Annotated in this window: 18 protein-coding genes; 10 read left to right on the top strand and 8 right to left on the bottom strand. The window is 44.5% G+C overall.

Features of this window, described 5'->3' with window-relative positions; all coding sequences use genetic code 11:
- Positions 1-108 precede the first annotated feature (108 nt).
- Positions 109-627, bottom strand: a complete 519-nt coding sequence (locus QUA88_RS24210; RefSeq protein ID WP_333211881.1) for a pyroglutamyl-peptidase I family protein — start codon at positions 625-627, stop codon at positions 109-111.
- 46 nt (positions 628-673) lie between these two features.
- On the opposite strand from QUA88_RS24210, the gene hisH reads away from it, so the two are divergent.
- The 7 genes from hisH (at position 674) to QUA88_RS24175 (ending at position 7,095) form a co-directional block, all read left to right on the top strand.
- Positions 674-1,309 carry an imidazole glycerol phosphate synthase subunit HisH gene (hisH, locus tag QUA88_RS24205; protein WP_333056843.1) on the top strand — a complete coding sequence of 212 codons (636 nt, stop codon included), beginning with the start codon at positions 674-676 and terminating at the stop codon, positions 1,307-1,309.
- A gap of 156 nt (positions 1,310-1,465) precedes the next feature.
- On the top strand, positions 1,466-2,008 hold the full coding sequence (gene rsmD / locus QUA88_RS24200; protein WP_333233887.1) for a 16S rRNA (guanine(966)-N(2))-methyltransferase RsmD: 543 nt from the start codon (positions 1,466-1,468) through the stop codon (positions 2,006-2,008).
- 526 nt (positions 2,009-2,534) lie between these two features.
- Complete coding sequence (gene glmM, locus QUA88_RS24195) at positions 2,535-3,995, top strand: phosphoglucosamine mutase (RefSeq protein WP_333233890.1); 1,461 nt, start codon at positions 2,535-2,537, stop codon at positions 3,993-3,995.
- A 203-nt stretch (positions 3,996-4,198) separates the two neighbouring features.
- Positions 4,199-5,185 (top strand): hormogonium polysaccharide biosynthesis glycosyltransferase HpsN, encoded by a 987-nt coding sequence (gene hpsN, locus QUA88_RS24190; RefSeq protein ID WP_333056847.1) that lies wholly within the window; start codon positions 4,199-4,201, stop codon positions 5,183-5,185.
- A gap of 175 nt (positions 5,186-5,360) precedes the next feature.
- Positions 5,361-6,530, top strand: coding sequence for a hormogonium polysaccharide biosynthesis glycosyltransferase HpsO (gene hpsO / locus QUA88_RS24185; protein WP_333274243.1), 1,170 nt, complete (start codon positions 5,361-5,363; stop codon positions 6,528-6,530).
- A 41-nt stretch (positions 6,531-6,571) separates the two neighbouring features.
- On the top strand, positions 6,572-6,919 hold the full coding sequence (locus QUA88_RS24180; RefSeq protein WP_333056849.1) for a hypothetical protein: 348 nt from the start codon (positions 6,572-6,574) through the stop codon (positions 6,917-6,919).
- Positions 6,916-7,095 carry a hypothetical protein gene (locus QUA88_RS24175; protein ID WP_333056850.1) on the top strand — a complete coding sequence of 60 codons (180 nt, stop codon included), beginning with the start codon at positions 6,916-6,918 and terminating at the stop codon, positions 7,093-7,095. The genes QUA88_RS24180 and QUA88_RS24175 overlap by 4 nt, the downstream gene beginning before the upstream one ends.
- A 155-nt stretch (positions 7,096-7,250) precedes the next feature.
- On the opposite strand, the gene QUA88_RS24170 is transcribed toward QUA88_RS24175, so the two are convergent.
- Positions 7,251-7,883, bottom strand: coding sequence for an RloB family protein (locus QUA88_RS24170; protein ID WP_333233884.1), 633 nt, complete (start codon positions 7,881-7,883; stop codon positions 7,251-7,253).
- The gene (locus QUA88_RS24165) at positions 7,876-9,120 is read right to left on the bottom strand and encodes an ATP-binding protein (RefSeq protein ID WP_333274240.1); all 1,245 of its coding nucleotides are present in this window, start codon (positions 9,118-9,120) and stop codon (positions 7,876-7,878) included. Before QUA88_RS24165 ends, QUA88_RS24170 begins: the two co-directional genes overlap by 8 nt.
- A gap of 99 nt (positions 9,121-9,219) precedes the next feature.
- On the opposite strand from QUA88_RS24165, the gene hpsP reads away from it, so the two are divergent.
- Positions 9,220-10,398, top strand: a complete 1,179-nt coding sequence (gene hpsP, locus QUA88_RS24160) for a hormogonium polysaccharide biosynthesis glycosyltransferase HpsP (protein ID WP_333233883.1) — start codon at positions 9,220-9,222, stop codon at positions 10,396-10,398.
- 96 nt (positions 10,399-10,494) lie between these two features.
- Here hpsP and QUA88_RS24155 read toward each other — a convergent pair whose 3' ends face one another.
- From QUA88_RS24155 to QUA88_RS24145, 3 genes are all read right to left on the bottom strand, one after another.
- Positions 10,495-11,055 (bottom strand): TerD family protein, encoded by a 561-nt coding sequence (locus tag QUA88_RS24155; protein WP_333056854.1) that lies wholly within the window; start codon positions 11,053-11,055, stop codon positions 10,495-10,497.
- A gap of 233 nt (positions 11,056-11,288) precedes the next feature.
- On the bottom strand, positions 11,289-11,714 hold the full coding sequence (locus tag QUA88_RS24150) for a DUF4359 domain-containing protein (protein WP_333056855.1): 426 nt from the start codon (positions 11,712-11,714) through the stop codon (positions 11,289-11,291).
- 352 nt (positions 11,715-12,066) lie between these two features.
- Entirely contained in the window at positions 12,067-13,032 is a 966-nt protein-coding gene (locus QUA88_RS24145) for a M48 family metallopeptidase (protein WP_333056905.1), read from the bottom strand.
- A 226-nt stretch (positions 13,033-13,258) separates the two neighbouring features.
- Between QUA88_RS24145 and QUA88_RS24140 the strand changes: the two genes are divergently transcribed.
- Positions 13,259-13,810 carry an acireductone dioxygenase gene (locus QUA88_RS24140; RefSeq protein WP_333056857.1) on the top strand — a complete coding sequence of 184 codons (552 nt, stop codon included), beginning with the start codon at positions 13,259-13,261 and terminating at the stop codon, positions 13,808-13,810.
- A 213-nt stretch (positions 13,811-14,023) separates the two neighbouring features.
- Here QUA88_RS24140 and QUA88_RS24135 read toward each other — a convergent pair whose 3' ends face one another.
- Positions 14,024-15,643, bottom strand: a complete 1,620-nt coding sequence (locus QUA88_RS24135) for an NAD(P)/FAD-dependent oxidoreductase (protein ID WP_333056858.1) — start codon at positions 15,641-15,643, stop codon at positions 14,024-14,026.
- A 230-nt stretch (positions 15,644-15,873) separates the two neighbouring features.
- On the opposite strand from QUA88_RS24135, the gene QUA88_RS24130 reads away from it, so the two are divergent.
- Positions 15,874-16,479 carry a chorismate lyase gene (locus tag QUA88_RS24130; protein ID WP_333056859.1) on the top strand — a complete coding sequence of 202 codons (606 nt, stop codon included), beginning with the start codon at positions 15,874-15,876 and terminating at the stop codon, positions 16,477-16,479.
- Between the two features lie 313 nt (positions 16,480-16,792).
- Here the strand turns inward: QUA88_RS24130 and QUA88_RS24125 are convergent, their stop codons facing one another.
- Complete coding sequence (locus QUA88_RS24125; RefSeq protein ID WP_333211900.1) at positions 16,793-18,091, bottom strand: cytochrome P450; 1,299 nt, start codon at positions 18,089-18,091, stop codon at positions 16,793-16,795.
- Between the last annotated feature and the right edge of the window lie 75 nt (positions 18,092-18,166).

Genomic DNA, 18,166 nt, shown 5'->3' with positions numbered 1-18,166 from the left:
AGGATCGCGAATTAAATAACTTACAATTTTAATTGTTATTGTGGGATGGGCGTCCCGCCCGTCCTTTTTGGACGGGCGGGACGCCCATCCCAATTTCAAGAGTGGAAGTTATTTAATTCTCATTCCTAAGCGGCGTATAATTAATAAAAAATCGGCGACAATTTTGTCGGCATTTTCTTCTGTCAAAATTGGTACGTGTACGAAAATACATTTAGCGGGTATTTGAGAATCGCAAATATGTTTTAAAACCGCATAATATAGGGCTTCACATACAAATTTTCCGGCTTCGTGGCTGATTTCTGTTGCAGCTAAATCAGCGACTAGCGGTTCGAGATTAACTGCTGTTTTCAGAATGTCGCGATCGCAGCAAGCGCAAGATTCTACGGTTAATTTTTGCCGACTTTCGGCCATGCCGCAGCAGATAATAGTGTCGGGTTGGAGTTGGTTGATTTGGGCGATCGCCAAATTCGGTGCTAGCTGGAAATCTACTGGCAGTTTCCTCAAAAAAGTCAGGGAATCAGGCAAAGATTTGATTTGGGAAATCTTGGCTAATAAGTCGTCCGAAGAGTTGGATTTCTGATGGGGAAGCCAAGTATCAAATGAGGTTAGCAGGATTTTCGTAGTCATATTTGTGCAATAATACTGATATTGATCATATAAGGCAAGTAAGTCAATGTCTGTCATTGCAGTAGTGGACTATGACATGGGCAATCTGCACTCGGTCTGTAAAGGCTTGGAAAATGTGGGTGCAGTGCCAAAAATTACAGATTCTCCTGCTATAATCGAGCAGGCTGATGCGGTGGTTTTGCCGGGAGTTGGTTCGTTTGACCCGGCAATGCAGAATTTACGATCGCGCAATTTGATAGAACCGATAAAAAGGGCGATCGCCTCGGGAAAACCTTTTTTAGGCATTTGTTTGGGTTTGCAAATTCTGTTTGAAAGTTCCGAAGAAGGTGTAGAACCGGGATTGGGCGTAATTGCCGGAAAAGTGCGCCGATTTCGGTCGGAACCGGGTTTGACAATTCCCCACATGGGATGGAATCAATTGCAATTAACTCAAGCGGATTTGCCGCTGTGGCAAAATTTACCGTCCGATCCTTGGGTGTATTTCGTGCATTCTTTTTATGTCGATCCAGTTGAGTCGGAAGTGCGATCGGCAATTGTGACTCACGGCAGTCAAAACGTGACGGCGGCTATCGCTAAAGACAATTTGATGGCCGTGCAATTTCACCCGGAAAAGTCTTCGAGTACGGGATTGCAAATGCTGTCAAATTTTGTCAGTCTGGTGAGGGAAAAAGTAGCGGCTTAGGGGATTTGTGCAAAACCCGGTTTGTTGTATAAACCGGGTGTTTATAGTTTTAAATGATATTAGTTTCAATAAATAATGCAACTGTAAGTCTGCACCAAATTCATATTTAGTCAGTCATCCCCAATCTAAAATCTAAAATCTAAAATCTAAAATTGTATGAGCCTGAGAATCAGTGGCAATCGCCAAATCAAAACCCTGCCGGGACTCGCAACTCGCCCTACACCTTCGCGAGTTAGAGAAGCTTTATTTAATATTTGGCAAGGGACGATCGCAGATTGCAGATGGCTTGACATTTGTACCGGCAGTGGTTCGATGGGTGCAGAAGCTTTGTGTCGGCAAGCCGCGAGTGTCACTGGCATCGAACAGTCGGCGAAAGCTTGTGCGATTATCCGCCAAAACTGGGAGCAAGTAGCAGACTCATCCCAAACCTTCCAAATATTGCGGGGAAACGCGACGGCGAAGTTGGCGGCACTAGCGGGGCAGCAGTTCGATCGCATTTACTTCGATCCGCCCTACGCCAGCGACTTGTACGAACCGGTGTTAAACGCGATCGCCAGCCAAGAAATGCTAGCACTCCTCGGCGAAATCGCGATCGAACACAGCCCGGAGCGATCGACACAAGCGATTTCCGGCCTAGAAATTTGCCGCCACAAAGTATACGGCAATACAGCATTAACCTTCTATACCCGCAGTGGCTGACAGGCTCAAACAGCAGCAGCGTCAATCGATTTTAGATTTTAGATTTTAGATTTTAGATTGACTTGCGCGAGACAAATGCTCTTTGTTGAGGATTTTCGAGTTGAGATTTTGGATTGATTCCACGGATAAATCACGTGGCGGGTATCATCAACTCACATCTTGCACCATTCTCAAGAACAGGCTTTCCGGCCTGTTGCACAAAGAGTCGATTTTCTTGTGGAACAGGCCGGAAAGCCTGTTCATAAAAGCTTATTGAGAATGGTGCAAGATATAAGATCGAGAAATTCGCGGTCACGCCTGGAGGCAGAAAGAAACCGGGTTTCCGGGCGTGGGCGCCCCCAGGACTAAAAGTTTTTCCCTTGGATACAATACAAATTTTTCCGATGAAGTTAAGCTTTGTGCGTAGGTTGTCAGAGCAAGTTGCCTCAGCAATTGACGAAATAAATGAAGTTTAGGCTGAAAATAAAGACTTTCAGTTGTAACATGAACCCAAAGTGTGAGTGTGAATATTCCTAAAGGAGTGAATATGGTTCAGACACCTTCGCGCCCTCGTGGCAGCGAGTTTCCGGCTGCTAACTCGGTACAGCCAGTCAAACGCGATACGATTCTGCTGGGAGATAGCCTCCCCCTGCCCAATACCAAACTCTTCGGCACAGACGGCATTCGCGGGAAAGTTGGAGAATTGCTGAATGCACCCCTAGCCCTGCAAGTGGGCTTCTGGGCTGGACAAGTTCTACGCCAAAATTCCCCCAACCAGGGCCCTGTGATTTTGGGACAAGACAGCAGGAATTCCAGCGATATGCTGGCAATGGCACTGTCAGCGGGTTTGACGGCCGCCGGTTTGGAAGTGTGGAATTTGGGATTGTGTCCCACTCCCTGCGTTGCTTATCTGGCAAGCGTTTCGGAGTCGGTCGGCGGAGTGATGATTTCGGCTTCTCACAATCCCCCAGAAGACAACGGCATTAAATTTTTCGGCTCAAACGGATCGAAGCTGTCGCAGCAGTTGCAGGAACAAATCGAAGCGGGAATCCGAGGGGCAAAGGTTCCAATTTCTAGCTTGGGTTGGGGACACCACTACCATCGGTCTGAGTTGGTTAAAGATTATGCCACTTCGCTCTGTGATTCGCTGCAACAGATGAATTTGGAGGGAATGCGGATAGTTTTGGATTTGGCTTGGGGGGCCGCTGCGGGTTTGGCGCCGGCGGTGTTCGCGCAAATGGGGGCGGATGTGATCTGTTTGCACGACTCTCCTGATGGATCTCGCATTAATGTTAACTGCGGTTCTACTCATCTCGACAGTTTGCAAGCGGCGGTTTTGGAACACAATGCCGATTTGGGCTTTGCTTTTGACGGCGATGCCGATCGAGTTTTGGGTGTTGACAACAAAGGTCGAACGATTGACGGCGATTACATTCTTTATCTGTGGGGCCGGCAGTTGCGCGACTCCCAACAGTTACCATCCAATTTAATTATTTCTACTGTAATGGCTAACCTCGGCTTCGAGCGAGCTTGGGAAGAATTGGGGGGCAAACTAACTAGAACCAACGTCGGAGATCAGTACGTTCACGCTGAAATGCAGCGCACTGGTGCGATGTTGGGCGGCGAACAGTCGGGACACATTCTTTGTCCGCATTACGGTATCAGCGGCGACGGTTTGCTGACGGCTTTGCATTTGGCTTCGCTGGTGCGCCAGTCCGGGGAATCTTTGGCACAATTGGTAAGTGGCAGTTTCCAAACTTATCCGCAGTTGTTGCGAAATATTCGGGTGGACGATCGCGAAAAACGCCTGAAATGGCACGAGTGCGAGGCAATGCAAAGTGCGATCGATCGTGCTACAACAGCAATGGGCGAACAGGGACGGGTTTTGGTTCGCGCTTCTGGCACTGAACCGCTAATCCGAGTTATGGTGGAAGCTGCCAGCGCCGAATTGGCTAATTTCTGGACTGAAAATTTAGTTTTAGCCGTTCAGCAACACATCGCTATCTGATGGAAGTGGGGAAGTGCTAAAACTTGGGAATTGTGAGTTTTGACTTTTGAGTTTTGAGTTGAAATCTTTTCATTCAAAATTCCTAAATCAAAATTTATAACTATTAATTTCGAGTTTTAATTAACTTCTCCAAAAATAACGAGTGGGGCAGGCATCCTGCCTACCCTTAACTTTATTTTCACTCAATTGTGTGATGATGATTGATGATGATTTCTGTTGTTATACCTACCTACAACCGCGAGCAACCTCTGCGAGAGACATTGGCTGATGCGATTGGGCAAAATTACCCAAATTTTGAAGTGCTAGTAATCGATCAAACTCGCACCCACGAATTGGAAACTCAAGTTTATTTAGAGGAATTGTCAAATGCTGGCAAAATTCGCTGGTTTCGGGTAGATTGGGCGAGTTTGCCTGGTGCTCGAAATTATGCAGTGCGACGCGCAGTTGGAGAGATTATTTTATTTATTGATGATGATGTACAATTGCCAGATGGTTTTTTGGCTGCTCACGCTGACAATTATTTAGAAAAACCCGATGTGGGATGTGTGGCGGGCAGGGTTTTTGACAGAATGAAACTGGATAATTCTGGAGGCGATTTGGCGATCGAATATTTGCCCTCAGAAGCTATGGATGCGGGCATTGCCTGGTATTTTATCGATTTGGTGCATACAGTAAAACCGCAGCAGGTGCTCTCGGCTAGAGGCTGCAATATGTCATTTCGCCGGCAGGTTTTTGCCGAATGGGGGCTGAGGTTTGATGAGCGGTTTGCAGGGAGTGCGGTGCGGGAGGAGTCGGATTTTTGTTTGAGATTGCGATCGACTGGCATGAAAATTTGGTACGATCCCAATGCCTGTTTAGTTCACTTGGGGGAAGAGATCGGGGGCTGTCACGATGTCAGCACGCGATCGATCGAGTATCAAGTCACATTTTATCACAACCATTTCCTCATGGGATTGAAAAATTTAACAGCCTTTCAATGCCTGCGATTTTTTGCCAAACTCTTTGACTGCCACGTTTTGGGAAATCCACCTTGTTATAAAAGCACCTCGCCCCTTAAAATTATAACTAGATTTGCTTTTTATATCCTGGGTTTTCTCAGTGCTATAAATACACTAATTCAATCTCTGTGGAATGATGGACAAAGTTATAGCCATCAAGACAAGATTAACGAGAATACCAATTTAATGTGAAGTTGCATCTATTTCGAGCCCCCTAAATCCCCCTTAATAAGGGGAGTAGGGGTTGACTTTGACCAAGCTCTTGTCCCCCCCTTATTAAGGGGGGTTAGGGGGGATCAGATTCTATGCAGCCTCATATAAAATTGGTAGAAATAATTACCTATTCTCCATTCGCCTTTCCCAATAAATGAGAATTCTCGTGGCTAGTCACACCTATATTGTGGACATTAATCGGGAAAAATTCAAGATATTAGCCAACCTAGAACCCGATATTGAAGTAACAGTTGTAGTGCCGCAGCGTTGGAAACCGGGAGGCGTACAAAATAAAATTATAGAAACGCAATTTTATCAAAAAGGCTCATTTAAAGTAGTCCCCGTCTCCAACTTTAGTCAAAATAATCAAGGCTTGCTAACTTTTGGTACAGATTTAATTGAAGTTCTGCAGAAAATTAAACCGCAGATAATTCAAGTTGAACAAGGTTCAAAATCTATTGCTTGCGCTCAGTTGATTCTACTAAACAAACTGCTCAAAATGCAAGCCAAAAATATATTATTTACTTGGTGGAATTTGCCTTATCAATTGAATTGGCCGATTTCAGTCTTAGAAAATTACAATCTTCAGCACACCGACGGAATTATTGCAGGCAACCTAGATGGAGCTAAAATTTTGCGGCAGCGGGGCTATCAAGGTGCGGTAAAAGTAATGCCACAACTCGGAGTAGATGAAACTTTGTTTCGCCGCACTGGTAAAGACGCTGATTTATCGCGCAGGTTCGGTATTAAACCGACCGATTTTGTGGTAGGATTTGTAGGGCGATTTGTCGAAGAAAAAGGATTGTTGACTTTAGCTGAAGCCTTGGCAGGGTTGAAAAAAAGCTCTTGGAAGTGGCTGTTAGTTGGACAAGGAAAATTGCGGACGCACCTCGCCGAAAAATGTATTGAATGGGGAATCAGCGACAGAATAATTTGGGTAGAAAGCGTTTCCCACGAAGAAATCCCCCCCTACATTAACTTAATGAACTGTTTGGTATTGCCTTCGCAAACCAGCTATAAATTCAAAACTTTGACCACTGTGGGCTGGAAAGAACAATTCGGTCACGTTTTAATTGAAGCGATGGCCTGTCACATTCCGGTTATTGGTTCCGACTGCGGGGAAATTCCCCACGTCATCGGCGATGCGGGCTTATTATTCCCAGAAGGAAATGCAGGGGTTTTGCGAGAGTGTTTGCAGAAATTGATGGAGCGGCGGGACTTGGCGGCCGATTTGGGCGATCGGGGTTATCATAGAGCGATGAGCAATTATACTAATCAAGCTTTAGCTGAGCAGTTATTGGAATTCTACAAAGAATTGTTGTAACTTTTAGCTATAATGCAAGTGTTAAATAAAAACTGTAGTAAATGTCTATTCCTCCCGACATACGCTCTTTGATTAACGAACTCTACCAGGTATTAGACGATAGCGAGCGCCAAGCAACGCAGGGACTTTTTGCACTTAGAAGAGCCATGTCTCTTTTTCCCCAGAATGAAATACTGATGCAATACTTTTCTTCCATCACCAATTTTCAATTCAACGTAGCAGGTACTCGCTTACAAGCAGAGCACATTGTGGGCAATGTATTGATGGCTGGTGTGCCCGATGAAGATGTTCAAAAAGCAGGAGATTATTTAGCAGCCTTGCTAAAGATGGCTCCCGAATCGAGAATTATGATTGACAAAGTAGTGGAGAGATTAGAAGCATTGCCATGAAACAATTACCAGATGAAAGCCTACTCCAGGAAATCCTGGAAATTGTGAAAGCTGCGGAAGCCAAAGCCAGTGAAATGTATGAATTTTCCAAGACAATGGCTCACAATACCCAAATTACAGCCACAAAAAGAGAGGAAGCTGAACAGCTAGACGGGCAGCCTTTTGCAGATAGATAATTAAATTTGTAATGGGAGATGTTGGTATGTTGATTTAAATAACTATCCCTGATGCGGATTCTCCAAATTATCCCCTCAATTTCTCTCGTCTACGAAAGTTGCAGGGCTTACGCATGGGGCGGCTAGAAACCCGGTTTCTACGACTTTCTCCCTCATCAATCAGGAATAAAACTGTTAAGTTCTTCGACTAGCAAATGTACTGTTGTTGAAGGATTGTCCGTTTCAGGGTTGGGGCGATCGTATTCCTGTAAAAGCCGTTTTGCGTGTTTAATTGCATCCTGCTGTCTGTCTTTTAGTTCCTCATAAATCGTCTCGCTGTTTTTCTTATACTCGTGTCCCAATAACTTGGTTAGCATATTTTGATAATCCTGGCGAGAAATTCCCGTATTATAAAAATGGAAGTGCAGCAAATACCACAATTCAAAAGCATCATTTGAATAAGCTACGTCAATGCCGTTATTTCTTGCAAGAGTTATGGCTGAATTAAAATTTTGCGAGTCGTTAGGATTTTTAGGGTTTTTATCGCGATCGAACACGCACCAAAATCGGTCTTTTTCGTCGGATTCTGTGTCGTTTTTTAACTCAATAGCTTTTTCTACTAAACTCTTCGTATTTTTTCCTTCTCCTTTGATATCCAGCTTAATTACATTTGTGTCTACCGGGAAACTTCTAAAATAGTTGGGTTCTGTTTTCTCACCTTCGCACACGATTAAAAACCATCTTCTAGTTTTAACCTTTCTATTGTAGTAATCAATATTTGTTCTTCTAGACGAACTTTTTTTATTCATGAAGTTCACCTATTAGTTCTTTAAAATTACCAATAAAAGGGATAGCGCCATACTTGCCGATAATGTAATCGCGCTCGAATGAGGCATCTTTTCCGACTTTATACTCTACCAAAGAGTACAAATCAGTAGCGCCTTTGTTGTCTTTTTCGGTAAACCATATTTGATCTTTGCGAAAACTTTTACTACTGAGCAAGTTTGTGTCGTGTGTAGTGAATATAAGCTGTGCGTTGTGCGGATTAGTCTCGTTAGAATTGAATAAGCAGATTAATTCGCGAGTAATCAGCGGATGTAGTCTGGCATCAAGTTCATCAATTAATAAAATTTTTCCTGTTCTTAAAGTATCCAGGAGAATGCCTGCTAATGCAAATAGTTTGTTTGTCCCCTCGGATTCGTGCGTTTCGATATCAAATAATTCTATAGCAGCCTGTTTCCCATCAGCATCATATTTCCGGTGAACTGTTTTCACGCCTACTTCATATATACCGAACATAGCGGTTTTCTGGGAAATATACTTTTTGATTTGAATATCAGCAATCCCTAAGTCTAATTTCTTGATAAATTCAATAATATCATGTCTGTGGCGATCGTTCTCAAAAGACTCTAAAGTTTCCTCGCGGTATTGCCTATCTTGCAAGCCTGATATCAATTGCAAAGTTTTACTGAACCACAGCAATATTTTGCCAGAAATTTTACCATTAAATTGTGCGACTACAGAAAGAAATAAAGCATTACTTCGGGTTTTATCGCTAATGCCTTGTCCCTCTGGGAAATCATCTAATATATAATTATCAAAATCCCGTTCAAAAAGCATTTTTTCTTGACTGTCATCAGCTTGAAATAGCCACTCAGAAACAACTTCCCGCGCGTTCACATCAAAACCGTACCTAAAAGTTTTGTCTTCTAGTAGAAAAACGATTTCAAAGAAAGACGGCTCTTTTTCTGTCTCCGTACTTAGCCTGAATGCTTCAATATCGATCGCGTCTGAAACTTGCGTTTCTTTGGATGAGTTTAGGACAAACCATTTCATAAAGTTAATAGCAGCAACAATGTTGCTCTTACCACTGGCGTTAGCTCCATAAATAGCAGCACTTTTGAGTAAGCTTAACTTATCATTAATTTGGAATACATTATTTTCATCCAGCTCTTTGTCTTCCTCAGTAATTGACGAGGCTACCATGCTGAGGGTGACAGTTTCTTTAAAAGATTTGTAGTTGCCGACGCTGAATCCAATCAGCATAACTTGCCTCCGATCGCCTAAATTAGTATAACGTGCAAATTTTGCAATTCTTTCTATGATAACACAACCAGCTACCTCAGCTAACACCAAGTGCTAACCATGCGGATTCTCCAAATTATCCCCTCAATTTCCCTCGTCTACGGCGGGCCAAGTCAAATGGTACTCGGACTTTCTGCAGCCCTGGCTTCTCGAGGTATTGATGTCACAATTATCACCACAGATTCTAACGGAGATATCGGTCAAATTCCCTTAGATGTTCCTCTGAATGAACCAATACAACAAAACGGCTATCAGATTATTTATTTCCGCTGTTATCCCTGGCGCAGATATAAATTTTCTCTCTCGTTATTGCAGTGGTTAAATGAAAACGCGCGACAATTTGACCTCGCCCACATTCACGCTCTTTTTTCGCCAGTAACTACCTTTGCGGCCACAATTGCTAGATATCACAAGTTGCCATATATTATGCGTCCCTGCGGTATGCTTGACCCTGCCGATTTGCAGAAAAAAAAGCGCTTGAAACAGATTTATGCAGCAGTTTTAGAACGCCCTAATTTAGCAGGGGCAGCCGCAATTCATTTCACAAGTAAAGAAGAGGCTAAAATCTCAGAAAGATTTGGTTTGGGTAGCACAGGCAAGATGCCTGTGCCACGGGATTTGGTGATTCCATTGGGGGTGACAGCAGGTTTGTTTCCTAAGAGATTGCGGGAATCTGAAGTGCCAATTATCTTATTTATGTCGCGGATTGAACCTAAAAAAGGGCTTGATTTGTTAATTCCAGCATTAGAAAGTATTTTGGCATTGGGCATAGAGTTTCACTTTATTTTAGCTGGATCAAATCCCCAAGATGCTGAGTATGAAACACAAATTAAAGTACAAATTCAGAATTCAAGCTTAGCAAAATACACAACAATAACTGGCTTTGTGAGCGGTGATTTAAAAGTTGAACTATTGACAAAAGCCGACTTATTTGTATTGCCTTCTTATTACGAAAACTTTGGCATTGCTGTAGCAGAAGCAATGACCGCGGGTGTACCTGTCGCCATTTCCGATCGCATACATATTGCGGAAGACATACAGCAAGCAGAAGCTGGTTGGGTAGAACCTTTGGAAATAGGGGCGATCGCCCATTCAATCAAATCAGCACTTCTCAATCCACAGGAACGTCAACGCCGGGGATTGAACGGCCAAGAGTACGCAAGAAAGCATTATAACTGGGAGGCGATCGCCCAACAAACTATCGATGCTTACCAGCAAATTTTGTCATCTATTAACTAATGCAACAGCCGTTTACCTTTTACTTTTTCTCCTGCTGCGAGTTCTTGTGCTGCTGCTATCAGAATATGCAGGCGAGATTTTTTCATCGCTGCTATTTTAGCTGCAATACTTATCAACAAAACTCTGCAATCCTGCCTGATATCCTGCTCCTACAGCCTGAAATCTCCACTCTCCATTCTTTCTATACAAACGACCAAATTCTACAGCAGTCTCTCGCGAAAAATTCTCTTTTAATTCATACCGAACAAGTTCGCTTCCCGTATCCAAATTGGTAATTTTGATAAAAGCATTTTTGATATTGCTAAAATTTGCCTTAATTTTATCTGCTTCGTGAATAGTGACCACAAAAGTTATTTCCTCAATTTCAAGATTAACTCTTTCTAAGATAACGCCGTAAATAGTCTTATTTTCTTGACTTCGGTTGTTTTTTTCAGGAATCGATTGCAGTAACGAACTGTCATACGATTGCAGATTATTGTAAAAGATAAAATATTTATCGTTAGGTATTTTGCCGTCAGCACCTAGCATAAACGCCGAGACATCAATATCGTAGCTTTGTCCTGCCTCTGTCACCTGCCAACCGAGGGCGATCGCCATTTTTTTTATACCGGGCGCTTCTTTAGAAATATTAAATCTCTCACCCTTACTTAATTGCATTGCCATCTGCTTATTTGTTAAACATCAAACTTTATAGCGTTAATGTTAATATTAAGTGGGACAATAACTTTTCTTCTTTAAGAAAACTTAATATTTGGTCTCTAATAGTTGGCATCATTAAAAATATGTGCTATTGCTCTCCGAATTTATTGAGATTTACTGAGAGAGAATTACGTAAGCAAAAACCGGGCTTTCTAAAAAACCCGGTTTCGGCAATTGAACTTAATTTGACTCTACTTTTGAGCATTTTCTGAACTAGGTGGCAGCGTCACAAAATTACCAAAAGCTCCAACCGTTTGATAGCTTTTTTTGCCTAGTTCAGTTGTGTAAATACTGACCACACCTAAATTTTGACGCTGCGTTGTATTGTCGAGCAAGCTTTCGATCGTGCCCCGCTGCGAAGTCAGTAAATTCTTGCAACTGCCGATCAAAGTATCTGTAATGCCGCCCAAAGCTTTCGGCACGCGAGAATCTTTGCACACAGTGTTTTCCAACTCGGTTTGGAGTACGCCGGAAGCATAAGTTAGGTATTGATCTCTCGCAGGATTTGTAAATGCCATGCCGGCGGCTAGAAGAGTAAGGGCGATCGCGACTTTTCCCACATTGCCGAAAAAATTAGAAGTTGGTTTGTTAGTATTCATTGCGTTATCAATATTCATTTTTTTTAGCCCCGTTGATTTATAAGCTTCTCTTGATTTAAACTACACCTCCTCAGAAACAGATTTCCGAAAGGAGGGGACAGTTTTTAGATTGGAGGCCAGTTGCGAGTAAGGAATGAGAATTAAATAACTTCCACTCTTGAAAGTGGGATGGGCGTCCCGCCCATCCGTTTTGGACGGGCGGGACGCCCATCCCACAATAACAATTAAAATTGTAAGTTATTTAATTCGCGATCCTAAGTCTCTCACTGGTTTACCTTCCTTTTACGTTTCCCCCTCCCTCAAATCCGGTAAATCTTCCACAAAACATTAGCTTGTCCCCAGGCTCTGCCTGGGGACGAGGAATTTAAACTTAGTTTCGCTTTGATTTTTGCCGATCGATCTCCCGCTGCAACTCTTCAATCTGACGGCGCAAAGCCTCCGTCTCGCTGTTAGGCGCTTGGGACTTGACATCAACCGCACCCTCAGCTACAGCCCGCTTGTAGTTCCCCAGCTTAATTTGGCGGTATTCCTCGGAACTTGCCCAGTCTCGCAAATACCGCAGGCGTTCCACGGGGAAAGGGTGACTCAGCATCACGCCCTGACCGCCGTTGTAAAGTAAAAACTTATACACTTGGTTGAGATTGTCTCGATCGAGCTCTTGATAGTTGTCAGACTGGCGGATAAATTCTTGCAAACTGCATTGGTCAGCATATTTACTGCTAACTCCCGCAAGTTTCATCATCGTCTTCATCACACTGTTCAAGTCATCCGTTACCAACAAAGCCGCCCGGTCTCCCGACAATTCAGCCTTGCGGCGCCACTCGTAAAAAGCGAAAATTAAACCGCTACCGACCATATTTCCCAGCCCGAAAGTCATCTCCCCAATTGTCGATGCGACGCTCATCGCCCACATCGCCATTTGATTTAAAGTTGGATGACCGCATTTAATGTGTCCCAACTCGTGAGCCAAGACTACCCGCAGTTCCGCCTCGTCCAACAAGTCTAAAAGACCAGTGTTTAATACTACATAAGGTTGGTTTTTTCCCAGGGCATAGCTGTTAACTGAGGGATTCTGAGAAACAAACAAACCCGGTTCTGGAAAAACATCTAAAGCCTGCACGCACTCCCGAAATATATGATAAATGCTGGCATATTGGCGAGGCCCGACTTGAATGCTATTTCCCATTAGGTAAACGAATTGCGGTCGTTCGTAGACAAATTCTACAAATTTGCCGGCAATTAAGTCAAATCCAGGCACGCTGCGTAACGCTTCCTCAGCTTGGCGATCGAGGGGATGCTGAAATGCTTCGCTAGAAATTCCCGTATAAGTAGGCATAGTTGTTGCAAAAGTTACATTTAAGATATCAGTAATGCCATCGCTGCTGGTGCTAGCTAGCGCCTGACTTATCAATGTTATCGCGACAAATATTGAACTGTTGTGGAACAGGGCGGAAAGCCTGTTCAAATTAGCGTTAAAATTGTGAATCTGGTACAGGCGCGATCGACAAACATCTTTCACAGTGCCTGTGTATCGCCTCACCCAAAAATTGGAACGTGCAAAAATGGCTATCCTGCAACTCGAAAACGGTACAACCTACACTCAACAAAGCGACATTACCCGAGAACTCGCTTCCTTAAACATTCAACTCAACCGCTGGCCCGTGGGTGACAGCGCTGAAATTCAAAATTTGTTAGCTAAAGATGCTCTTGACGACAATCAAAAAGAGCAAGTGTTGCAAGCCCTCGACAGTTACTTTCAACAGTTGTCGGAAAGTGCAGGCTATCAGGATCGCGACTTAATTGTACTGCACCCAGACATTCCCAACCTCGACACCTTGCTGTCCAAATTCAACAAGTGCCACATCCACGCCGATGATGAAGTCCGCTATATCGTAGCAGGGGAAGGCATTTTCGGCTTCGTCCGGCCCGACGGCAGCCAAGTCGAACTCACAGTGCAGCCAGAAGAATTTATCAACGTGCCGGCGAATACAGAACACTGGTTTTATTTGACAGCATCCCGGAAAATTAAAGCGGTTCGCTATTTTACCACCAAAGAAGGCTGGACGCCGGAGTATACCGATACGGAAATTCGATCGCGTTTAGCTGCTGTTTGAACTGAGATGTTGCACCATTCTCAATAAGCTTTTTATGAACAGGCTTTCCGGCCTGTTCCACAAAGAGTGAATTTTATTGTGGAACAGGCCGGAAAGCCTGTTCTTGAGAATGATGCAAGATGTGAGTTTCGATGCGTAAGTCCCGCAGTTGACGGTTGACAGTTGACGGTTGACGGCAATCTTCAAATCATCTAAAAATCCTCAAATCCCGCATCAAACTTTGTGATTTACAGATCGCAATATGCTCAAAGCAACCGCCTCCGCCACCTTAATCCCATCAATCCCCGCCGACAGGATTCCACCCGCATATCCTGCACCTTCCCCAGCAGGATAAAGGCCTTCTGTATTCAAACTCTGATAATCTTCCCTGCGTTTAATCCGAATTGGTGAAGAAGTGCGCGTTTCCACCCCAGTCAAAACCGCCTCATCCATCGCAAATCCTTTAATCTGTTTGTCAAAAGCCGGAAGTGCTTCGCGGATAGCTGCGATCGCATAATCTGGCAAACTTTCGCTCAAATCAGTCATCACAACTCCCGGCGTATAAGACGGCTGCACACTGCCTAGCGCCGTGGAAGGGCGATTCGCCAAAAAATCACCCACAAGCTGCCCAGGGGCGTTGTAAGTGCCACCTCCTAACTCAAATGCCCGTTCTTCTAGGCGACGTTGAAACTCAATTCCTGCTAAGGGATGACCCGGATAATCCTCCGGCGTGATACCCACCACAATCCCGCTGTTAGCATTGCGTTCATTGCGAGAATATTGACTCATCCCATTAGTAACCAGTCGCCCCGGTTCTGACGCAGCCGCCACTACCAAACCACCGGGACACATACAGAAACTATATACAGAACGATTGTTTTGGCAATGGTGAACCAGTTTGTAATCTGCGGCGCCCAAAAGCTTATGGCCTGCCCGATCGCCAAAACGACAGCGATCGATGATAGTTTGGGGATGTTCGACCCGAAAACCAATGGAAAAAGGTTTTGCTTCGATGTAAACCCCGCGCGAAAACAACATTTCAAAAGTATCGCGGGCGCTGTGTCCCACCGCCAAAACTATATAATTACTAGCAATATATTCTCCACTGGCGAGGGTAAGTCCCTGCACTTTTCCATTTTCGATGTGGATATCTTCCACACGACCTTGAAACCGAATTTCTCCGCCTAATGATTCAATTTGGGCGCGAAGACTTTGGACAATTCCCACCAGTTTGAACGTGCCAATATGCGGTTTATTAATATATAAAATTTCCGGTGAAGCTCCCGCATTTACAAGTTCCGTCAGCACCTTCCGCCCATAATGCTGAGGATCTTTAACTTGGCTGTAGAGTTTGCCATCGGAAAAAGTACCCGCGCCACCTTCGCCAAACTGGGCGTTAGATTCGGGGTTAAATTCTGCTTTTTTCTTCCAAAATCCAAAGGTATCAACTGTGCGATCGCGCACAGCTTTTCCGCGTTCTAAAAGGATGGGGCGAAACCCCATTTGTGCCAGCATCAGACCGGCAAACATACCGCACGGCCCTGTACCAATCACAATGGGGCGAATCGTCAAATTGCTGGGGGCTTTGGCTACATAGCGATAACTCGTGTCTGGTGTTACCATCACATGAGGATCTTTTTTGAAGCGCGCCAAAAGTTGCTTTTCCTGTGTCGTCTCTACATCCACAATATAGACAAGGAGGATTTCTGCTTTTTTACGAGCATCGTAGCTGCGCTTGAAGATGGAATAGCCGAGCAATTCTTCGGGGGGAATTTGCAGCTTTTTGAGGATTGCACTGGCGATCGCATCTTGAGGATGATCTAGGGGGAGTTTTATTTCGGTTATTCTTAACATATAGCAGAGGGAAGTTCGGCAACGGATTATATAACGGATGTCACGGATGTCACGGATGTCAGGAAGAAGGAAGAAGGAAGAAGGAAGAATAAAAATCCCGAACAGAAGTATTATAACTATTTCACTGGACATCCTATGGGCGATCGTCCTCGGTCGAGCAATTTTTGATTTTTGAGTGGATAATTGAAGAAGCGTTATAATAAACAAAAAATTAAGTTTTGTAAAGACCCTTGACTGCAACATTTACACCCAAAAACAGCCGCACCTGGCACGCTCTCAACCCCCTCTGGCAAGGAGCCGAAGACGCAGTACAGAAGGGTTTGCCCCACACCAAGCTCGCACCGGCATGGCAAATACTGCTCCTAGGCGACGGTTCCCCCACCCGTCACCTGCAACTGCTGACAGGGGAACCCACAGAAGTTGATGTGATCGATATGTCTTTAGTGGGTGAAGACGCAGACGGCGCGCCCCAGCAAATTGTCGCGGTTCCGGGGCCGCGCCTGCGCCGCCAGGTGTGGCTGCGGACTGCTTCGGGACAGCGCTTAGCCTATGCGACTTCTTGGTGGGAAGCGAGCCATGTAGACGAATATTTACAAAATAAATCTTTGCCAATTTGGGCTAGTTTAGCGAGGCTGCGGACAGAATTGTATCGCGATGTGCAGGGCATTTATTGCGGTGATTCGGTGGCTTTGGAGTCAGCTTTTGAACAGTCGGGGCCTTTTTGGGGGCGACACTATTTGTTTTGGCATCACGGGAAGCCATTGACTCTGATTTATGAGGTTTTTTCTCCTTATTTAACTAAGTATTTGGGGCCGATGCAATTGGATGTTGATTGAGACTGAGATATTGCACCATTATCAAGAACAGGCTTTCCGGCCTGTTCCACAAGAAAATTCACTCTTTGTGGAACAGGCCGGAAAGCCTGTTCATAAAAAGCTTATTGAGAATGGTGCAAGATATCAATCTCAACTGAAATGTTGCACCATTCTCAATAAGGCTTTCAGGGCGGGCTAGAAGCCCAACCCCTACTCCCCACAAGAAAATTCACCCGATTATGGAACAGGCATCTTGTGGCTTTCAGGGCGTTGCTCAGAGCAACCCCCCACAAGAAAATTTACCCGATTGTGGAACAGGCCGAAAAGCCTGTTCTTAAGAATAGTTCCGACGAAATTTTACTTGCAAACCGTCGCCGGGATGCGGAGTCGGTACTCTGATTAAATTCAAATCTTGATCCGGTAAAAGTTCCCATTCAAACTCCCGAACAATCTTTGCCGCAAACAACTTCATCTCTAACCGGGCAAATTCTTTGCCCAAACATTCTCGCAAACCGCCGCCAAAGGGTACGTAGCTGAACGGTTTAGGCGATCGATCCGAGCTAAATCGATCGGGGTCGAATCGATCGGGTTCGGGATAAACTGCGCTATCCTGATGCGTCTGATTGATTTGATAAAGTACCATCCAACCCTTGGGAATTTCGTAGCCATCGAACTCGCAATCATTAATTACCTGCCGAAAACCGCCTCCCACTGGTGGAACCAACCGCAGCACTTCTCGCATAACCTGCTCTAAATAAGTCATTTGTTTGAGTTCTTCCAAGGTTAGCGGTTCAGTTGCGGGGAACTGCTGCTGTTCGGCCCGTACTTTTGCCATCACATCGGGATTTTGAGCCAGGAGAAGGCAAAAAGAGGCGATCGCCGAAGTTAAAGTTTCGTGTCCCGCAAACAGCAGCAACAGCACTTGATCTTTTAACTCCTCCAAACTCAAACTATTTCCCTCTTCATCGCGGGCCGAAATCAGCAAACTCAAAGCATCATTGCCGCTAGGGGTTCCTTGCTGGCGATCTATAATAATCTTTTCAAGTTCTGCCAACAGCAGCTTTCGGCACTTTTTCGCCTTGCCAAACTGACTCCAAGGCACATCTAAAGGAATCGAAAATAAACCATTGCACCACGTTTCAAAATAATGTCCTAGCGCCGTTTCCGAACCATTATCAATCCCTACTAACAACTTACCCGCAACATCAAAAGTATAATTTCTCAGTTCGGGATACCAAGTCAGCGTTTCCATTTTTGCCCATTTTTCCAAATAGCGCTGAGTGATATCTTCCATCGCGCCGATGTAGCCTGCTAAAGCTCGCGACCCAAACGCTTGGTACAGCAACTTGCGCCGATTTTGGTGGTTAGCACCCGTTTGCAACGCCAAAGAAAGCGGCCCTAAAAGCGCTTTCGTGCTGGCAGGCCAAGTCACAGCAAAATATTGGTTTTCATTGCTTAAAACAAACAAATTAGCCTCTTGGCCACACACAAACACGGTAGGCTGTCCGAAAATGCTGGTTTTGAAAAGGGGCCCGTACTGCTGGTGGCGTTTTTTGGCAAATTGGGAATCTTGCAAAAAGTTGATAGTATCGCCAATTAGGGGTAAACCAAAACTGCCGGGAGGTAATGCCATTTTAGATTTTAGATTTTAGATTTTAGATTTTTAATATCATATCAATTTTAGTTGGAGGGTGGGCAATACGCAGCA

The organism is Microcoleus sp. D3_18_C2 (genome assembly GCF_036702395.1).
Taxonomy (GTDB): Bacteria; Cyanobacteriota; Cyanobacteriia; order Cyanobacteriales; family Microcoleaceae; genus Microcoleus.
This window is presented reverse-complemented; position numbering and strand designations above follow the sequence as displayed.